This window comes from Prevotella sp. AM23-5, from assembly GCF_003473645.1.
Lineage (GTDB): Bacteria > Bacteroidota > Bacteroidia > Bacteroidales > Bacteroidaceae > Prevotella > Prevotella copri_A.
In genome coordinates this window covers 6,008-23,602 of record NZ_QUCG01000019.1, presented here as the reverse complement: position 1 = coordinate 23,602, position 17,595 = coordinate 6,008, and the positions used below count along the sequence as shown (strand labels likewise).

15 protein-coding genes are annotated in these 17,595 nt (G+C 48.7%); 4 read left to right on the top strand and 11 right to left on the bottom strand.

Going from position 1 to position 17,595, the window contains the following annotated elements:
* Positions 1–337 precede the first annotated feature (337 nt).
* The gene (locus tag DW657_RS06550; protein WP_117663015.1) at positions 338–892 is read left to right on the top strand and encodes a glutathione peroxidase; all 555 of its coding nucleotides are present in this window, start codon (positions 338–340) and stop codon (positions 890–892) included.
* Between the two features lie 87 nt (positions 893–979).
* On the opposite strand, the gene DW657_RS06545 is transcribed toward DW657_RS06550, so the two are convergent.
* From DW657_RS06545 to DW657_RS06500, 10 genes are all read right to left on the bottom strand, one after another.
* The gene (locus DW657_RS06545) at positions 980–2,341 is read right to left on the bottom strand and encodes a TrpB-like pyridoxal phosphate-dependent enzyme (RefSeq protein ID WP_118311878.1); all 1,362 of its coding nucleotides are present in this window, start codon (positions 2,339–2,341) and stop codon (positions 980–982) included.
* Positions 2,342–2,751: 410 nt separating this feature from the next.
* The gene (mfd, locus tag DW657_RS06540) at positions 2,752–6,198 is read right to left on the bottom strand and encodes a transcription-repair coupling factor (protein ID WP_233546638.1); all 3,447 of its coding nucleotides are present in this window, start codon (positions 6,196–6,198) and stop codon (positions 2,752–2,754) included.
* 2 nt (positions 6,199–6,200) lie between these two features.
* Complete coding sequence (locus DW657_RS06535; RefSeq protein WP_199658315.1) at positions 6,201–6,941, bottom strand: polyprenol monophosphomannose synthase; 741 nt, start codon at positions 6,939–6,941, stop codon at positions 6,201–6,203.
* A gap of 20 nt (positions 6,942–6,961) precedes the next feature.
* Complete coding sequence (locus DW657_RS06530; protein ID WP_118311875.1) at positions 6,962–7,720, bottom strand: 1-acyl-sn-glycerol-3-phosphate acyltransferase; 759 nt, start codon at positions 7,718–7,720, stop codon at positions 6,962–6,964.
* A 44-nt stretch (positions 7,721–7,764) separates the two neighbouring features.
* Entirely contained in the window at positions 7,765–8,997 is a 1,233-nt protein-coding gene (locus DW657_RS06525) for a metallophosphoesterase (RefSeq protein ID WP_118311874.1), read from the bottom strand.
* Positions 8,998–9,061: 64 nt separating this feature from the next.
* On the bottom strand, positions 9,062–9,892 hold the full coding sequence (locus tag DW657_RS06520; protein WP_233546637.1) for a vitamin B12 dependent-methionine synthase activation domain-containing protein: 831 nt from the start codon (positions 9,890–9,892) through the stop codon (positions 9,062–9,064).
* Positions 9,879–11,258: a dihydroorotase gene (locus DW657_RS06515; protein ID WP_118311873.1), complete on the bottom strand. Its 1,380-nt coding sequence runs from the start codon at positions 11,256–11,258 to the stop codon at positions 9,879–9,881. The genes DW657_RS06520 and DW657_RS06515 overlap by 14 nt, the downstream gene beginning before the upstream one ends.
* 27 nt (positions 11,259–11,285) lie before the next feature.
* Positions 11,286–12,107, bottom strand: coding sequence for a DUF4369 domain-containing protein (locus DW657_RS06510; RefSeq protein WP_118311872.1), 822 nt, complete (start codon positions 12,105–12,107; stop codon positions 11,286–11,288).
* A gap of 100 nt (positions 12,108–12,207) precedes the next feature.
* Positions 12,208–12,633, bottom strand: coding sequence for a hypothetical protein (locus DW657_RS06505; protein ID WP_117663027.1), 426 nt, complete (start codon positions 12,631–12,633; stop codon positions 12,208–12,210).
* A gap of 71 nt (positions 12,634–12,704) precedes the next feature.
* Positions 12,705–13,061, bottom strand: a complete 357-nt coding sequence (locus DW657_RS06500; protein ID WP_118311871.1) for a septum formation initiator family protein — start codon at positions 13,059–13,061, stop codon at positions 12,705–12,707.
* A 100-nt stretch (positions 13,062–13,161) separates the two neighbouring features.
* Here DW657_RS06500 and DW657_RS06495 point away from each other — a divergent pair, with 100 nt between their 5' ends.
* The 3 genes from DW657_RS06495 (at position 13,162) to DW657_RS18585 (ending at position 17,319) form a co-directional block, all read left to right on the top strand.
* Positions 13,162–15,018: a DNA polymerase III subunit gamma/tau gene (locus DW657_RS06495; protein WP_118311870.1), complete on the top strand. Its 1,857-nt coding sequence runs from the start codon at positions 13,162–13,164 to the stop codon at positions 15,016–15,018.
* Between the two features lie 23 nt (positions 15,019–15,041).
* Positions 15,042–16,352, top strand: coding sequence for a serine hydrolase (locus tag DW657_RS06490; protein WP_118311869.1), 1,311 nt, complete (start codon positions 15,042–15,044; stop codon positions 16,350–16,352).
* A gap of 835 nt (positions 16,353–17,187) precedes the next feature.
* The gene (locus DW657_RS18585) at positions 17,188–17,319 is read left to right on the top strand and encodes a hypothetical protein (protein ID WP_255415901.1); all 132 of its coding nucleotides are present in this window, start codon (positions 17,188–17,190) and stop codon (positions 17,317–17,319) included.
* An 81-nt stretch (positions 17,320–17,400) separates the two neighbouring features.
* Here DW657_RS18585 and DW657_RS18340 read toward each other — a convergent pair.
* Positions 17,401–17,595, bottom strand: a 195-nt coding sequence (locus tag DW657_RS18340; RefSeq protein WP_233546636.1) for a DUF2179 domain-containing protein, incomplete at its 5' end; no start/stop codon positions are given.

The window sequence follows — 17,595 nt, the reverse complement described above, 5'->3', positions numbered from 1 at the left end:
GTGTAACTTTGCACCAAGTTCTTAGAAAAGTTAAATGATAGATTAATCGTAAGGCTTCTCTCCTATTTTATATTTCGAGTTAGGAAAGAAGACGAAAGAGTCCGGGGATTGTGAAATTCCCGGACTCTTTTTATTTCACCCAACCACCTATATCCCCCTATGCACCTTACAAATGATAACTCAGGCTATTTTTTTAGAAAATTTATGCAAACTATTTACTATTTCTAAAAGAAAAATAGTACCTTTGCACAATAATAATGATTCTGCGACAAAGGATTTTCTCCAATGTCAAAAAAAAAGGGATAGAAATAAACATAAAATTAGATACAAATAAAAAATGAGAACCGTTTACGAATTCTCCGTTAAGGACAGAAAGGGAAAGGAAGTTTCCCTCAAAGAGTACGCTAACGAAGTACTGCTCATCGTTAACACAGCTACCAAGTGTGGCTTTACTCCTCAGTATGAGGAACTGGAAAAGCTCTATGAGACATACCACCAGCAAGGCTTCGAGATACTCGACTTCCCATGCAATCAGTTTGGTCAGCAAGCTCCTGGTACTGATGAAAGCATCCATCAGTTCTGCAAACTTACATACGGCACAGAATTTCAGCGCTACAAGAAGATCAAGGTAAATGGTGATGATGCCGCTCCTCTCTTCAAATTCCTCAAGGAATGCAAAGGCTTCGCAGGCTGGGACGAGACTCATCCGCTCTACCCTGTTCTCGACAAAATGCTCTCTGAGGCAGATCCTAACTACAAGGAAAGCGCAGACATCAAGTGGAACTTCACCAAGTTCCTCGTTAACAAGAAGGGTCAGGTGGTGGCTCGCTTCGAACCTACTACCAGCTTCGACGTTATCGCAAAGGCCATTGAAGAGTGGCTTCAGGCATAAAGATAAAGTTAAGTACTTTCATTGATAAAAGCATAAAAAAGCCAGCTTACATTCCTGTAGGCTGGCTTTCTTATTTATTTTATTTTTTTAATCTACCTGTGGTACAGTCTGGAGGAACTTGTTGATTTCCTCATCACTCACCCTATAATCATGCAAATCTCCATTGATATAGCTTTCGTATGATGGCATATCAATGAGACCATGACCAGAAAGACAGAAGAGAATCACGGTATTCTTACCCTCCTCAGTTGCCTTCTTTGCCTCACGGATTGTTGCAGCAATGGCATGACAGCTCTCTGGAGCCGGAATGATACCCTCTACACGGGCAAAGAGCATACCTGCTTCGAAGGCTTCTGTCTGGGCTATATCTACACCATGCATATAACCATCCTTGATCAGCTGAGAGATAATCATGCCGGCACCATGGTAACGGAGACCACCTGCATGGATGTTGGCTGGCTTGAAGTCATGACCCAAGGTAAACATAGGCAACAGAGGAGTATATCCAGCCTCATCACCAAAGTCATATTCAAATTTACCACGAGTCAGCTTAGGACAGCTCTCTGGTTCTGCTGCGATAAACTCGGTATGCTTCTCACCCTTCAGGTTATGACGCATGAATGGGAAGGCAAGACCACCAAAGTTACTACCGCCACCAAAACAAGCTATCACCTTGTCAGGGTACTCACCCGCCATCTCCATCTGCTTTTCAGCCTCCAGACCGATGACAGTCTGATGCAAAGCCACATGATTCAAAACAGAACCCAAGGTATATTTACAGCCAGGAGTGGTTGTAGCCAACTCAACAGCCTCAGAAATGGCAGTACCCAGAGAACCTGGATGATGAGGATCGCGGGTAATGATGTTCTTACCGGCACGTGTACTCATACTAGGAGAACCCTCAACGGTAGCACCAAAGGTACGCATGATGCTGGAACGGTATGGCTTCTGCTGCATGGTAATCTTTACCTGATAAACGGCAGCCTCCAGTCCGTAGAGCTTGGCAGCATAGGAAAGGGCACAACCCCACTGTCCGGCACCAGTCTCTGTAGTAACATTGGTATCCCCCTCCTGCTTGCAGTAATAGCACTGAGGAATGGCAGAGTTGATCTTATGTGAACCCAATGGTGTTGCACTTTCATTCTTGAAATAGATATGTGCTGTAGTACCCAAAGCTTCCTCCAATCCGTAGGCACGAACCAATGGTGTAGAACGGTAGAACGCATACTTTTCCTGTACATCCTCTGGAATGTCAATCCAAGCGTGCTCGGTATCAAGCTCCTGCTTAGAGCACTCCTTATTAAAGATGTGAGACAAGTCGTCTGCACTGAGCGGCTTGTGAGTCTGTGGATTCAACGGTGGCAAAGGCTTATTAGGCATATCTGCCTGAATGTTGTACCACTGAGTAGGGATATCCTGCTCCTGGAGAATAAACTTTTTCTGTCTCATGTATATGTTTTTATTAAATTGTTAATTCTAGCTACAAAAGTACAAATAAAAAATGAAATACAGAAATATTCCCTCGTTTTTTAACGAATTTGATGTATTTTGAGCATAAAATAGGAGTAATTATTATTGCGTAAGGATTATTTGATGTTTAATAAGTGTACTTTTACCAGTTTTCACCCCTACTAACAACAATTATTCCCCCTATATTTTTCATTTTCTTCGTACCTTTGCATCAGTTAAAACAAAGGCGTTGGGAAACGCTAAAACAAAGGCGTTGGGAAACGCTATCATCATCTTTTACTTATACAAAAAATATAAAGCATCGGAATATCTGATAAGAGGATCAGATTTCCAATGCTTTTTTTTATTGATTTCAGTTCACGCTGAAAAAATTGGCAGAAGTTTCACTCCTAGTCATTCACCTTGATCTGAGAAATGAAACTCAGCAGATTCTTTGCCTGTTCCACACTCTTCATGTCACGGATGCGAAGGTATCGCTTGTTGTTCTTTTCCTTCAAGGCACAATCCTGGATATGGGTAGTGGCATAAGCGAGTACACGGGAGAACATCTCGCTGCGATAGAACGGACTATTCACATTGCTCACAAACTGCAGCTGCATGGTACCCTGCTTGAGCATGATCTTCTCACAACCCAGCGACTTGCCCAGTCGGCGCAGACCTACCACACACATCAACTCATCCGCCTCCCTAGGAACCGGACCGAAACGGTCGATCATTCGCTTGCGGAATTCAGCCACCTCCTCTTCACTCTGCAGATGGTCGAGTTCGCGGTAGAGCAGCATTCGCTCAGAACTACCCGGCACGTAGGTATCCGGGAAATAGGTCTCCAAGTCACTCTCCACGGCACAGTCATCCACGAAGTCATCACCCGTGAGCTGTTTTCCTTCATCCATCTCCTGCTGATACAGGTCGTTGAACTCCTCGTTCTTCAACTCGGTGACAGCCTGGGAGAGAATCTTCTGATAAGTCTCGTAACCCAGATCTTCCATGAATCCACTCTGTTCAGAACCCAGCAGATTACCAGCACCACGAATATCCAGGTCCTGCATAGCCAGATTAAAACCGCTACCCAGGTCACTGAAGGTTTCCAGTGCTTCCAGACGGCGACGGGATTCCGGAGTAAGACATGCCTTAGCCGGAGCTATCAGATAGCAGAAAGCCTTCTTGTTGCTACGCCCTACCCTACCTCTCATCTGATGCAGGTCGCTCAATCCGAAACGGTGGGCATCATTCACGATGATGGTATTGGCATTGGAAATATCGATTCCGTTCTCTACGATAGTAGTAGAAAGGAGCAGATCATAGTCGTAATTGATGAATCCCATGATGATCTTCTCCAGTTCCTCCGGCTTCATCTGTCCATGCCCGATAGCTACGCGGCAGTCTGGCACCAGTTTCTCGATGAGCAATTTCAGCTCGGTCAGTTTGGCGATACGGTCGCAGACGAAGAACACCTGACCGTTACGGCTCATCTCAAAATTGATGGCATCGGCAATCACCGACTTGTCGAAGGTGATTACCTCGGTCTGGATAGGATAACGGTTAGGTGGCGGTGTACGCATGATACTCATATCGCGGGCTCCCAGCAGCGAGAACTGCAGGGTTCTCGGAATCGGAGTAGCACTCATGGTAAGGGTATCCACATTCACCTTCAGCTGGCGAAGCTTTTCCTTGGTAGATACACCAAACTTCTGCTCCTCATCAATGATCAGCAATCCCAGGTCGTGCCACTGTACTGACTTCGATATCAGTTTGTGGGTACCTATCAGGATATCCACCTTGCCCTCCTTCAGTTCTTCCAGAATGCGCCTGGTATCCTTGGCAGTACGGGCACGGCTCAGATATTCCAGGGAAACAGGAAGTCCCTCCAGTCGATGCTTGAAGGTCTGGTAATGCTGGTAGGCTAGCACCGTGGTAGGCACCAGCACAGCCACCTGCTTTCCATCGCAAGCTGCCTTGAAGGCAGCACGGATGGCAACCTCCGTCTTACCGAATCCCACATCGCCACACACCAGACGGTCCATCGGCCTACCGCTTTCCATGTCTTTCTTCACGTCAGCCGTAGCCTTGCTCTGGTCGGGCGTATCTTCATAAAGGAATGAAGCCTCCAGCTCATGCTGCAGATAACTGTCGGCACTATAGGCAAATCCCTTTTCACGCCGGCGTTGCGCATAGAGTTTGATCAGGTCGCGGGCGATATCCTTGATTCGCTTCTTAGCCTTCTCCTTCAACCGGTCCCAGGCACCTGTTCCCAAGGTAGAGAGGCGTGGCGGTTCGCCGGTATCGCTTCTGCGGTATTTACTGATCTTATAGAGCGAGTGGATGCTCACATCCACCTTGTCGTTGTTCTTATACACGATGCGGATCATCTCCTGATAGCTGTCGCCGGTAGGCACACGCACCAGTCCGCCGAACTTTCCGATACCATAATCCACATGAACGATGAAGTCGCCATAATCCATCTCCTGCAACTCCTTCATGGTGAGCGCCATCTTTCCGGCTCTTGCCGAATCTGAACGGAGGTTGTATTTATGGAATCGGTCGAAGATCTGGTGATCGGTAAAGAAGCAGGCATGCTTCTCATGGTCCACAAATCCCTCGTGAATGGTTTTCTCTACAGGGGTAAACCGGATCTGATACCTTTTCAGCTCCTCACTGTCGAAGATATCCTTCAGTCGTTCCTGCTGCTTCTGGCTGTCTGCCAATATATATAAGGTATAGCCCTGGAGCTGATAATCTTCAAGAGTCTGGGCGAGAAGATTGAAATTCTTGTGGAACAGCGGCTGCGGCGCCATATCAAAAGCGACGAGAGCCTGGTTATCGCCCTTGGCAGTCAACAGATGCTCCTGCTTCCTGGCAACATCACCCTCAGACTGCTTGCCGAATTCAATACGTACGTGCTCAACCAGCGCATGCTGAAAATCTGAAGCGGAAACGAGATTCAGCTCAGCCTTCATCTCCCTTCTGATCTTCTCTGCCTCCATCTCGGTGGCACCTTCCAGCTGTTCGGTTAGACTCTGGGTAGAGAAACCGTCCTTGTAAATCTGCTCTATACGGTCGTGCAGCAGCGTATAGTCATTCATCACCACGAGTGCATCCGCATCCAGGAAATGGAGGAAGCACTGCTTCACGCTCTGTTCGGCAGCAAGTTCCGGAACGATTTCGATGGCATCACGCTTATCCTTCGAAAGCTGGTCTTCGATGTTGAAGGTACGGATGGTATCAATCTCATCACCGAAGAAATCGATACGGAACGGATATTCGCAACTGTAGGAATAGACGTCGAGGATGCTTCCACGAACGGCAAACTGTCCCGGTTCATAGACGTAATCAGTCTCCTGAAGTCCGAAATCACGCAACTGATGCACGATATCCACCTGTGCTGTCTGTTGTCCGACAGTAAGTTTGAGGATTCTCTCATCCAGAATCTGCTTGGAAACCACGAGCTCAGCCAAGGCATCTGGATAAGAAACGATATAGATTTGCTTGCCAGCCGACAATCGTGCCAGCACTTCCGTTCTCAGGATTTCGTTAGCCGCATCCCGCTGACCATACTTGATGGCGCGTCGGTAGCTGGAAGGAAAGAAGAAGACGCACTCCTGTCCCAGCATCTGCGTAAGATCATGATAGAAATAACCCGCTTCATCTGCATCATTGAGCACGAAAAGCACGGTGCGCTTCATCTTAGCCTGCAGCGAACCGAAGAACACCGAGGCAGAAGAGCACACCAATCCCTGAAGAAAGACAGAATGAACCGACTTCTTCTTCAATAAATCAAAGAGGGCATTCGCCTGTGGCGAACGCCCGTATAGTTTTGCAATTTCCTGTAATGTCACTTTTACTTCAATTTCGGATATTTCTTGAACCATCCATCGAGACGCAGTCTCATCACGCCGAAGAAAGCCTCTCCGAAGATACCACCACTCATCTTGCTCACTCCCTCACGGCGATTCACAAAGATAACCGGCACCTCCTTGATCTTGAAACCAATCTTATAGGAAGTAAACTTCATCTCTATCTGGAAACCATAGCCCTTGAAGCGGATGGCATCAAGATTGATAGTCTCCAATACCTTGCGGCGATAGCAGACGAATCCTGCTGTGGTATCATGTACCTTGAAACCGGTAACGAAACGCACGTACTTGGAAGCGAAATAGCTCATCAATACGCGACCGATAGGCCAGTTCACCACGTTGACACCCGAAACATAACGGGAACCGATGGCTACATCGTAGCCCTCATCGTGGGTAGCCGCATAGAGGCGAGGCAGATCATTAGGGTCGTGGCTGAAGTCGGCATCCATCTCGAAGATGAAGTCATAACCCTGCTTCAGCGACCATTTGAAGCCCATGATATAGGCTGTGCCCAAGCCCAGCTTACCCGAACGCTCCAGGATATGGAGACGGTCGGCAAACTCATCAGCCATCAGCTTCTTAACGATGGCTGCTGTTCCGTCCGGACTACCGTCATCGATAACAAGGATGTCGAATTTCTTCTCCAGACCAAAAACGGCACGGATGATTTTCTCTATATTTTCCTTCTCGTTGTATGTAGGAATGATTACAATACTGTCACTCATAATGTTCTAATTTAATATATTTATTGGTCAGGATTCTCCACGAATCCCTGATATTCCTTCACCAGTCCACTCATGATGGCATCATAGCTCTTGGTCATCTGGTTCTTGATATTCTCAGGACCCTTGCCCATCGGCTCAATCGGTTCATGGATAGTGAGCTTCAGCGGATGCCAGAAAGCCCAGTAGATATCCTTCATGCGGGGCTTGACGTCGAAACTGCCATTGATGGTAAGCGGGCAAACCGGCAACTGCAATTCGTCGGCAAGCATGAAGGCACCTCGGCGGAACACACCCATGTGACCGGTAAAGCTGCGGGCACCCTCCGGGAATACCACCAGCGACATACCCTCCTTCAATACCTCGCGCGCCCTGTCATAGGAAGCACGGATCTTGGAAGGTCCGCTCTTGTCGATAAAGATATGATGTGCATACTCGCAAGCCAAACCTACCAGAGGAATCTTGCGGATGCCCTTCTTCATCATCCACTTGAAGTTACGTCCCAGGAAGCCGTAGATCAGGAAGATGTCGAAAGCACCCTGATGATTGGCTACAAACACATAACTCTGATTCTTCTTCAGATGTTCCCTACCCTCTACCTTCACCGGCAGGAAAAGGAGACGGATCCACAGGATAGACCACCACTTGCCGGGATAATATCCCCAGAAGTGACCATTGCCCAGTCTGCAGCCTATCACGGTAGTAAGACTGGTAAGAATGCTCGCCAGAACAAGAATCGGCAAACATATCAAAAGCTGATATAATCGATATAAGTATTTCATAATCGCAATTTCATGAATGATTGGAAGATCGTAATTTGATCATCTTATTTTCGTTTCAATGTGATGACTACTATTTCAGGAGTGGCTCCGATGCGGATTGGAATGGTTCCTCCCAATCCAGCTGTGGTATAGAGCTGACAGCCCTCACGCTCATAGAGTCCGTAATCGAAAGCCGAGAACATAGACGGGCGCAAGCCGAGAACAGAAACCTGTCCGGCATGGGTATGTCCGCTCAGGGTAAGCTGCGGAGCTACCAGCACGCTGTCCTTCGAACCATATTTCTCGTTGATACGTGAAGGCGTCATGTCTTTCCACATCTCCGGAATATGCTGGAGCATCAGCACAAACTGTCCTTTCTTTATACCGTAGAGTGCCTGTGCCACTTCTGCACGCGAAGGCTTCTTGAAGTTTTCGGTACCGGCAACATAGATGGAATCCTTGCCGCGATGCAGCACAAAGTGCTCATTCATCAGCAGATGCCATCCCATCTCCCGTTCCGTCTGCTGCACCTTTTCTTCTATCCTGAGGATTTCAGCCTCGTCATCCACATTCATATAATAGGTGTAATCGTGATTGCCCAATACGCTCACCACGCCATCCTTCGCCTTGAGACCACTCAATGTCTTCTTGAAAGGAGCCAGTTCCTCCGGTCTCACATTCTGCAGATCACCCGTAAAGCAGATCAGGTCGGGATGCTGGGCATTGATGCTATCTACATCCCGCTGAGGCATGTGTCTGCGCCATCCATAATAGGAACCTACATGGATATCGCTGAAATGCACGATGCGGTAACCCTCAAACGCCTCAGGCAGATCGGGCACATAGACCGTGAGATGCTTCACCTGAAACTGTCGTACCCCCATCGTAAAGCCATAGATGAAACTGAAGAAAGCCCATACAGCAAGGATGATTCCTACCAGTTTTCCCCAGTTGCGTGCCCGATGCACACTGCCTCCAAACCTGCCATCCCCTTTTTTTGCCTTGAAGCGGCGGGAGAGCTTCATACATTCCCATCCCACAAAACTGACGAAGGCAAAGACAAACTGCGGAACAGCCAACAGTGCCATCATGCCAAACCAGATGTCTATGAACACCGGATTGGCAGGCAGGAAGTCAGGCTCCAGGGTGAGATAGGATGTGTATCCTATCACGATGGCAGCAGGCAACCAATATAGTATCTTTCGTTTTCCCTTAGGAATATGCAGGTATTTCCGGTCTATCCAGAGATAGGGCAATACCGTGAGCACAATCACGGGAATCAATAATCTAGCTATCATTGTTAAAAACTATCTTTTTTTTATCTTCTCTAACTTCTGATTACTAACATCATCTTCTCACCTTCTATTTCAGCAGGCTCGACTGCAGGAACCTTTTCATCAGTTCCACGGGAACGCTCCTGCGGCGGGCATAATCCCTCAGCTGGTCATCCCCGATCTTACCCAGTTCGAAATATCTCGCCATGGGATGAGCGAACATCAGTCCCGACACACTGGCATGGGGTGTCATCATTCCGCTTTCCGTGAGTCGGATGCCCACCTGCTTCATATCGAGAAGCTGGTCGATGAGGAAATTTGCACTCGTATCCGGCAGCGAAGGATAACCGATGGCAGGTCGGATGCCCTGATACTCCTCCCTATGCTGCTGTTCGATAGTAAGATGTTCATCGGGTGCATAGCCCCAGTAAGTCTTTCTTACCTCTTCGTGCAGTTTCTCGGCAGTAGCCTCTGCCAGTCGGTCGCTCAGGGTCTGTGCCATCATGTTGAGATAATCATCGTGCCGGTAGGCATCCATGATTCCTCCATCTACCGTAGAACAGAACACCCCGATCTGGTCTTTCTTGCCCAGAGACAATGGGCGGATGAAATCAGCCAGACAGAGATTCGGTGCGCCCGGAGCAGATGGATGCTGCTGACGGAGCATCGGAAAACGGAGCTGCTGACCCAGAAACAGGATATCATCCCCATCGCTGTTGGCATCGAATAGCTGGAAGATGGCATGGCAGTGAAACCTGTCCTCCCAGGAGGCAAGCATATCCAGTGCTTCCAGCCTCATCTTTTCCTTGTCGCAGCGTGGTTTTCCGCTCAATCCCCAGGCATGGTAGAAATAGAGCCAGTTGATATAAGGCACCAGTTCTGATATTCTGTATTGCCTTACGATTCTATCTTTTGTCATAAGTCATCTCCTCGCCACGGTAGGCTGCATCAAAGGCACCCTTGTTATAGACAAGGTGACCATTGCAGAAGGTCTGCTCCACCTGCCACTGATATTCATGTCCCTCCATCGGACTCCACTTGCACTTGCTCTGGATGACATCCTTTGTAACGGTCCATGGAGAATGAGGCTTCACGATGACGATGTCTGCCTGATAACCCTTGCGCAGGAAACCACGCTGGGCTACCCGGAAGAGCTGAGCCGGCTGATGTGCCATCAGCTCTACCATCCGTTCGATGGTAAGCACGCCTTCATCTACCAGTTCCAGCATGGAAACGAGCGAGAACTGTACCATCGGCATACCCGAAGCCGCCTTGGCACATCCCCCCTGCTTGTCCTTCCACTCGTGTGGAGCATGGTCGGTACCGATGGTGGCAATGGTTCCGTCGTTGAGCGCCTTGCGCAAGGCTTCACGGTCAGCCAGGGTCTTGATGGCAGGATTGCACTTGATGAGCGCCTTCTTCGTAGCATAGTCGGCATCCGAGAAGACGAGATGCGCAATCACCGCCTCTCCTGTAATCTGAGGGAGAGGGATGCCATCTCCGGAATGCTCATTCGCCTTTCCGTTCTGATGGGCGAAGAGCTCCAGCTCCCGGGCTGTCGTAACATGGGCGATATGCAGACGGGTACCAAACTCGCGGGCTAATTCCACTGCGAGTTTGCTGCTCTCATAGCATGCCTCTTCGCTGCGGATTTCCGGATGATGCTCCACGGCAGGATCCTCTCCGTACTTAGCCTTGGCCTCTGCCATGTTGCGGTTGATGATTCCGGTATCCTCGCAGTGCGTCATCACCGGCAGGTTCAGGTCCTTAGCCGTCTTGAAGACGCGCTTCAACGATTCCATCTTATCCACCAGCATATTACCGGTGCTGGAACCCATGAAGAGCTTGATGCCAGGCACATGGTGCATATCCAGCTGGGCAAAGGAATCCACGTTGTCATTGGTGGCACCATAGAAGAAGCTGTAGTTTACATGACTCTTCTCTGCGCCCAGCTTTCTCTTGTCATTCCACGCCTGCAGTTCGGTAGTCTGCGGCACGGTATTCGGCATTTCCATATAGGAAGTCACGCCGCCATAGGCAGCCGCACGGCTTTCACTCTCGATATCCGCCTTGCGGGTAAGTCCCGGCTCACGGAAATGAACATGGTCATCTATTACACCCGGCAAAACGAAACACCCCGTAGCATCCACTACTTCATCGTAGATGCCACGGGGAGCCATGCCTTCAAATATATCAGATATCACTTCACCATCGACAAGAAGATCACCCAGGAATGAGCGACCTTCATTGACAATAGTTCCGCCTTTAATTAACATTTTAGACATAGTATTTCTTTTTTCTAAACTTTGAATTTACTCTTTTGCTTCAGGAATGCTTGGCTTCGCCAGCTCGTTAGGCGTTGGTGCAGGAGCCGCATTCGGATCGGTCTGCGGAGCCTCCATCTGTCCAGCCTGCATGCTTGGATCCATCTGCGCTTCGTGGGTACCGTTCATGATAGCCTGGTTTTCCTGTGCTTTCTGGTAGTAGTCCTTCACGTATGGATCGCTCTTGAAGTGCTCTGTAGCCTTGCTCATGATATCCTCTATCCATGGCGAAAGCATCGGATACTGGTTGCCCATGGTTACGAGGAAGAATACGCCCGGTCCCAAGACATTCTCGAAGTTGTCGGTAATGAAGGTAGTCACCAGCTTGTCCTCCTGCTCGGAGAGTTTCATCGCCTCAGCATTCAGTTGGGCAGTCACCGCCTGCATATCGCTTCCATTCATGATGGCCTGGTCGTGCTTATGCACCAGTTCCCGCTGCTGGCTCTGCAGCTGCTGGTATTTCTTGAAGAATCCGAAGAGCTTATCGTTGAGTGGCGTTCCACTTACTACCTGCTGTACATCGTCGAGTTTCACGGTAATGCTTCCCGCCTCCAGCACCAGCGGCAGAACAGGCTCATCGTCCATGAAGACATTTGCCATTCTTGCAGAATCTACCGTTCCCTGGAAATGGAACTGTCCATGTACCACATCACAGGAGTCGATCTTGCTGAATTCGTTATTCTTTAAGATTTGAAGGTAGAGCATACGGCCATCCAGGGTACTCACGTTGGAAGTACCCGAAATATCGTAGCTACTGGCGCATGAGGTAAGCGCCACCAAGGTGATAAGTGCGTAAAATATCTTATTCATAAGCTTTATAATTCACATTCAGTGAACAAAAGTACAATCATTTCTTGAAGTACCGAAATAAATTGATGCAATTTAATTGAATATTACAAGTATTTATGTTTTATTTGCATTCTTCCCCCTTCATTTCGTGCGAAATGCGGAAGGTAGTGTAGAGTTCCAGGATAGATGCCACCAGCATCACCACGATCCACTTGCCGTAGAAGATGGAGTAAAAGAGCTGCGGATTGCCCAGCCATTTCTCGGTAAAGGTATAGACCGTATCCACCATCGAGATGCCGGCAAAGACAAAGAGGATGTTGGCTACATTCTGGATGCGCTTCAGGCGATGGATGACAGTCGACTTGCCCTCGTAGGTCTGCATCGACTGGATCACGCTGAAGAGCACGGTGCCCAGAAGGAACACCCAGCTCGTGGTTTCCACCAGCGAAGGATAAATCTGTTTCAGCACAAAGCTGCACGCACCGACAACCATCAGCACGCCGCCCAACAAAAACAAAGCACTCTGTATTTTATTCAACTGTTTCATCTTTCTTACTTTCTTTTTCTGTTCGTTCACACCTTATTATATATAGATAGCGTTATTATATATAGATTGCGTTACCGGATGGAATCCTTATCCTCCTCGTCTTCATCTATTTCCACCGAACCAGGCAGATCCGTGCTCAGCACGAAGATATCCTCGTTGTCAGCCTTCATGAAGTAGCGTTCGCGTGCTATCTTGCCGAAGACTTCCGGTCCCTTGCGCATTTCCTGCAGGATGCGGAGATCCCGGTCATACTCCGTTCTGTACTTTTCTATCTCAGAACGCAGCGTGGCTATCTCAATCTGATACTTGATATGCTGGCGGATGCTATTGTCGTCAATGACACCCACTATCAAAACACCCGCAATTATCACTATAAGATATTTATAGTGAGCGAGATAATTCCATATAATACTTAACTTTTGACTCATTAATTTCCGAATTTGTTTGCAAAGATAATATTTTTTTGTTATCTTTGCATCACAATTAAGAAAAAATAATGTAAGTGAACGTATATTCAAGCAAAAAAGAATGGAAGAATACATAGTTTCGGCTAGAAAATACCGTCCGATGACCTTTGATTCGGTAGTTGGACAGAGTGCGTTGACTACCACATTGAAGAATGCAGTGAAGAGTGGCAAGCTTGCCCACGCTTATCTTTTCTGCGGTCCGAGAGGTGTGGGAAAGACCACCTGTGCCCGCATCTTTGCCAAGGCAATCAACTGCGAGCACCCTCGCGAGGACGGCGAGGCATGCAATACCTGCGAGAGCTGCCAGGCTTTCAATGAGCAGCGCTCCTACAACATCTTCGAGCTGGATGCCGCCAGCAACAATGGTGTCGATCAGATCAAGACCCTGATGGAGCAGACCCGCATCCCGCCTCAGGTAGGCAAATACAAGGTGTTCATCATCGACGAGGTCCACATGCTGAGTGCCGCCGCCTTCAATGCCTTTCTCAAGACTCTGGAGGAACCGCCATCGCACGTGATCTTCATCCTCGCCACCACCGAGAAGCACAAGATCCTGCCTACCATCCTGAGTAGATGCCAGATCTACGACTTCGAGCGTATGACCGTGCCCAATACCATCGCCCACCTCAAGATGGTGGCTGAGAAGGAAGGCATCCAATACGAGGAGCAGGCGCTTGCCGTCATCGCCGAGAAGGCAGACGGAGGTATGCGAGATGCCCTCTCCATCTTCGACCAGGCTGCCAGCTTCTGCCAGGGCGACATCACCTACCAGAAGGTGATAGAAGACCTGAACGTGCTCGACAGCGACAACTACTTCAAGCTCGTGGACCTCGCCCTGGAGAACAAGGTGAGCCAGATGATGCTGCTGCTCGACAATATCCTGGGCAAGGGATTCGACGGCGGAAACATGATTCAGGGACTCGCCCAGCACGTACGCAACGTGATGATGGCGAAGGATACCCAGACCCTGCCGCTGCTGGAAACCAGCGAAGAGCAGAAGGCAAAATACGTGGAGCAGGCAAAGAAGGCCCCAACACCTTTCTTATATAAGGCACTCCAGCTGATGAACAACTGCGATGTGCAGTACCGACAGAGTTCCAACAAGCGACTGCTCGTAGAGCTGACCCTGATACAGATTGGTCAGATTACCCAGCCCGAAGACCAGGATGTGCCTAGTGCGGGGCGTACGCCCCACAGACTAAAATCCCTGTTTCAGAAAATCGTTGCCCAGCTTAAGCCTGCCTCTCAGGGTGCAGGTGCCGGGCAAGAGAGCGGCAGCAAGGCTCCCATTACAGGAGCACAGCCTGTCGCTGCAGCTACTGCTGCGCCTATATCAACAGAGAAAAACGGCTCAGAGGAGGCTGCATCCGCAGCATCGCCGAAGGCAAAGACCATTCTCAAGTCGCCGGCTCAGGTAAAGCTGAAAGGCATCGGCATGAGCTTCGCCAACCTGGAGAAGACGGAGCAGAACAGTCAGCGCATCTACAATCCTATCGACCAGCTCAAGGAAGAAACACCGGCATCAACCGGAGCTGCCGCCAACCACGACCAGCCTTTCACCCAGGAACAGGTAGAAGGCCAGTGGATCAGCATGTGTCTGAGAATGCAAGGCATCAAGGACTTCATCGGACTTGCCAATCGCATGAAACCGATCGTACCTACCATCACCGACTTTCCGCATATCGAGGTAGTCATCGACAACAAGCTGCTGCTCGACGACGTGGTCAAGATCAAGGGCAGAATCCTGCAGACCTTCAGAATCGGCTTGAACAACAGCCAGGTAACCCTCGACTACCGTCTGGCAGAATCGGATGAAGTAACCCGCATCCTTTCCAAGCGAGAGATACTTGAGAATATGATAAAGGAAAACCCTGCCATCGGCAAGCTGACCCAGGATCTACGGTTAGTCATGGCATAAACAAACAGAATAGTAAGACAATAATGGCAAGAAGACTTAGAAAGAAGCGTATAGCCGTGATACTGCTCACGTTTACAGCCCTCATCGGATGGACCACCCACAGCTGCGTATCGCGCTGCACCTCATCCGACAAGGAGAAATCTGCAGATTCACTGCCTACGGTACATATCAACGATTCCATCACCAATGCCCTCACCGAGGGAAAGGCATACCAGGAGATGGATTCCGTCATCGAGAGATACCTCAAGAGATGGGAAATCAACGGTGCCCAGCTCGTCATCACCCGCAACGACTCCCTGCTCTATGCCCGTGGATTCGGATGGGCAGACAAGGAAAGGGGCATCCGTATGGAACCCAACATGCTGATGCGCTTTGCATCCGTATCCAAGCTCATCACCGCTGCCGGCATCATGAAGCTCGTAGAGATGAAGAAGCTGCGCATGGGCGACAAGGTGTTCGGACAGAAGGGCATCCTCTGCGATACCACCTATAACAACAGTATCAAGGACCAGCGCTACTACAACATCACCGTAGAACAGCTGCTGCGCCACCAGGCAGGTTTCAACAACTATGCCGGCGACCCGGTATCCTCCACCCGTTACATCATGATGCAGAACCACCTCATCACCCCTCCCGACCATCCTACCCTGCTCAGGATTCTCCTGAAGCGTCATCTGGCTTATACACCGGGCGAGGGCAAGTGCTACAGCAATCTGGGCTATATGATTCTCTCGATGATCGTGGAGAAGAAGAGCGGAATGAAATACGAGAACTTCATCCAGAAGTATGTGCTCCAGCCAGCCGGCTGTTTCGACATGCACATTGCGGGCACCTATTACAAGGACCGCCGTCCTAACGAGACGAAGTATTACATGCATCAGGGCAGCATTCCGGTATATGAGTACAACAACAGTGGCAGGATGGTAGAGAAGTGCTATGGCGATACTGACCTTCCCCGACTTTCGGGAGCAGGAGCCTGGTGCGGTTCGGCAGCCGAGCTGTCGAGATTCATTGCGAGCATCGACGGCATGCCTCATGTCAAGGATATCCTGAGCAGGAAGAGTGTGCAGTTTATGACGCAGGAACAGCCTAACCATCAGTACTCCATAGGCTGGAACTACACCCCGAAGAGCAACCGCCCTTGGATCCGCACGGGTTCCCTTGCCGGCACCTCTGCGCTGATTCTGAAATATCCCGACGGTCAGTGCTGGATTCTCATCACCAACACCTCCACCTGGAAGGGTCATGGCTTCAGCAACGACACCATGGCATTCTTCGAGAAGCTGCGCAAGAAATATATGCCGCAGATGCCAAAGCGTAATCTCTTCCTGTAAAAAGGACAGAGGGATGCGACAGTTCAACTTACCAGATAGACAAGTGCCGATAGGATTACTCCTATTCGGCACTTTTTATTAAATAATGAATTGTATTTTACGCACTATGAGGATGCAACTTATTAATAATGTTAGCAGTATAAAAGGAATGGCACATAAAAGAGCTGGCAAGAAATCCCACGCAACCAGATTCCAGTAGGAATACATCGGAAGCAAGACCGACATTCCACCCCAGGAAAAGCATTTGAACATACTTACAGGTTCTTTTGCTGGATGTATTCTTTGCCCGCAATGGTTGCATTCGGTATAATAGCTTGTTCCATGCCAGAAGTATTTGCTGATTACCCGCAAAGACACCTTCTTGCCACAAGTTGGGCACTTTGCTTTCGAAAAATTTACGTTTACCATATTATTATTTTTGTTTGTTTGAGATCAAATTATGAATGCAAAGATACGTCTTTTTTCTGTTTCAGCCAAATTTTCTTCTATCTTTCGCAATCGGTATGGGGGTTTTGCTTATGTGACAAGGGTTGCCTTTCGCCGGAACGCCTAACGGAGGAAAGGTATATCCGAAGCTACTAAAACGACTGTTCAACTCCCATTTTCTCTCCATATCCGTGTATACAATATTCAAGGAAGAGAAAATCAGACGAAAACGCCTGGAAAATGGGGAAAGAAGAGATTGAGAATTTTCCCTTAAGGGTTTTTATTTTTTTCCTTAAGGAAAAAGACAGCTTCTCTTAAGAGATTTTTCCGACGCATTGATTCTGTAAAGTTATTTATCTCAAGAATCCCGCAGGGGATATCTCAAAGACACAGATTACGCAGATTTAACATGACGCAGACGATCATCATATATGACGCAGACAACTATCATTCCAGGAATATGCTTGCAGATGGTGTTGACATCAATCTGATCATGAAGTATTCCGGACTTACCCAGGAACAGATAGAAAACTGGAAATAAGATATTATCTTAGAGTTAATAGATAAACAGAAATCCCCCATCCTATTTTTGCAAGCAGGATGGGGGATATTTTAGTCAAGATTAAACTCCGTGCTCTTTCTTGGCTTTGTACTTAATCTTATCAAAACCCTCGCCATAAACACCGATAACGGCACTCTGACTGACAAAGGCATGTGGATCTATCTCGCTGATAAGGCGGAAAATGGCTGGAGCCTGGCGCTGCTTGGCAAGCACGAAGAGCATCTTCACATCCTGACCGGAATAGAAACCGCTGGC

Bases quoted from the DNA above. Each gene is read 5' to 3' on its own strand.
- DW657_RS06520 (WP_233546637.1), bottom strand. From the start codon at position 9,892: ATGACAAAAGATAGAATCGTAAGGCAATACAGAATATCAGAACTGGTG.
- DW657_RS06510 (WP_118311872.1), bottom strand. From the start codon at position 12,107: ATGAATAAGATATTTTACGCACTTATCACCTTGGTGGCGCTTACCTCA.
- DW657_RS06500 (WP_118311871.1), bottom strand. From the start codon at position 13,061: ATGAGTCAAAAGTTAAGTATTATATGGAATTATCTCGCTCACTATAAA.
- DW657_RS06495 (WP_118311870.1), top strand. From the start codon at position 13,162: ATGGAAGAATACATAGTTTCGGCTAGAAAATACCGTCCGATGACCTTT.
- DW657_RS06525 (WP_118311874.1), bottom strand. From the start codon at position 8,997: ATGATAGCTAGATTATTGATTCCCGTGATTGTGCTCACGGTATTGCCC.
- DW657_RS06545 (WP_118311878.1), bottom strand. From the start codon at position 2,341: ATGAGACAGAAAAAGTTTATTCTCCAGGAGCAGGATATCCCTACTCAG.
- DW657_RS06505 (WP_117663027.1), bottom strand. From the start codon at position 12,633: ATGAAACAGTTGAATAAAATACAGAGTGCTTTGTTTTTGTTGGGCGGC.
- DW657_RS06535 (WP_199658315.1), bottom strand. From the start codon at position 6,941: ATGAGTGACAGTATTGTAATCATTCCTACATACAACGAGAAGGAAAAT.
- DW657_RS06515 (WP_118311873.1), bottom strand. From the start codon at position 11,258: ATGTCTAAAATGTTAATTAAAGGCGGAACTATTGTCAATGAAGGTCGC.
- DW657_RS06550 (WP_117663015.1), top strand. From the start codon at position 338: ATGAGAACCGTTTACGAATTCTCCGTTAAGGACAGAAAGGGAAAGGAA.
- DW657_RS06530 (WP_118311875.1), bottom strand. From the start codon at position 7,720: ATGAAATACTTATATCGATTATATCAGCTTTTGATATGTTTGCCGATT.
- DW657_RS18585 (WP_255415901.1), top strand. From the start codon at position 17,188: ATGACGCAGACGATCATCATATATGACGCAGACAACTATCATTCCAGG.
- DW657_RS06490 (WP_118311869.1), top strand. From the start codon at position 15,042: ATGGCAAGAAGACTTAGAAAGAAGCGTATAGCCGTGATACTGCTCACG.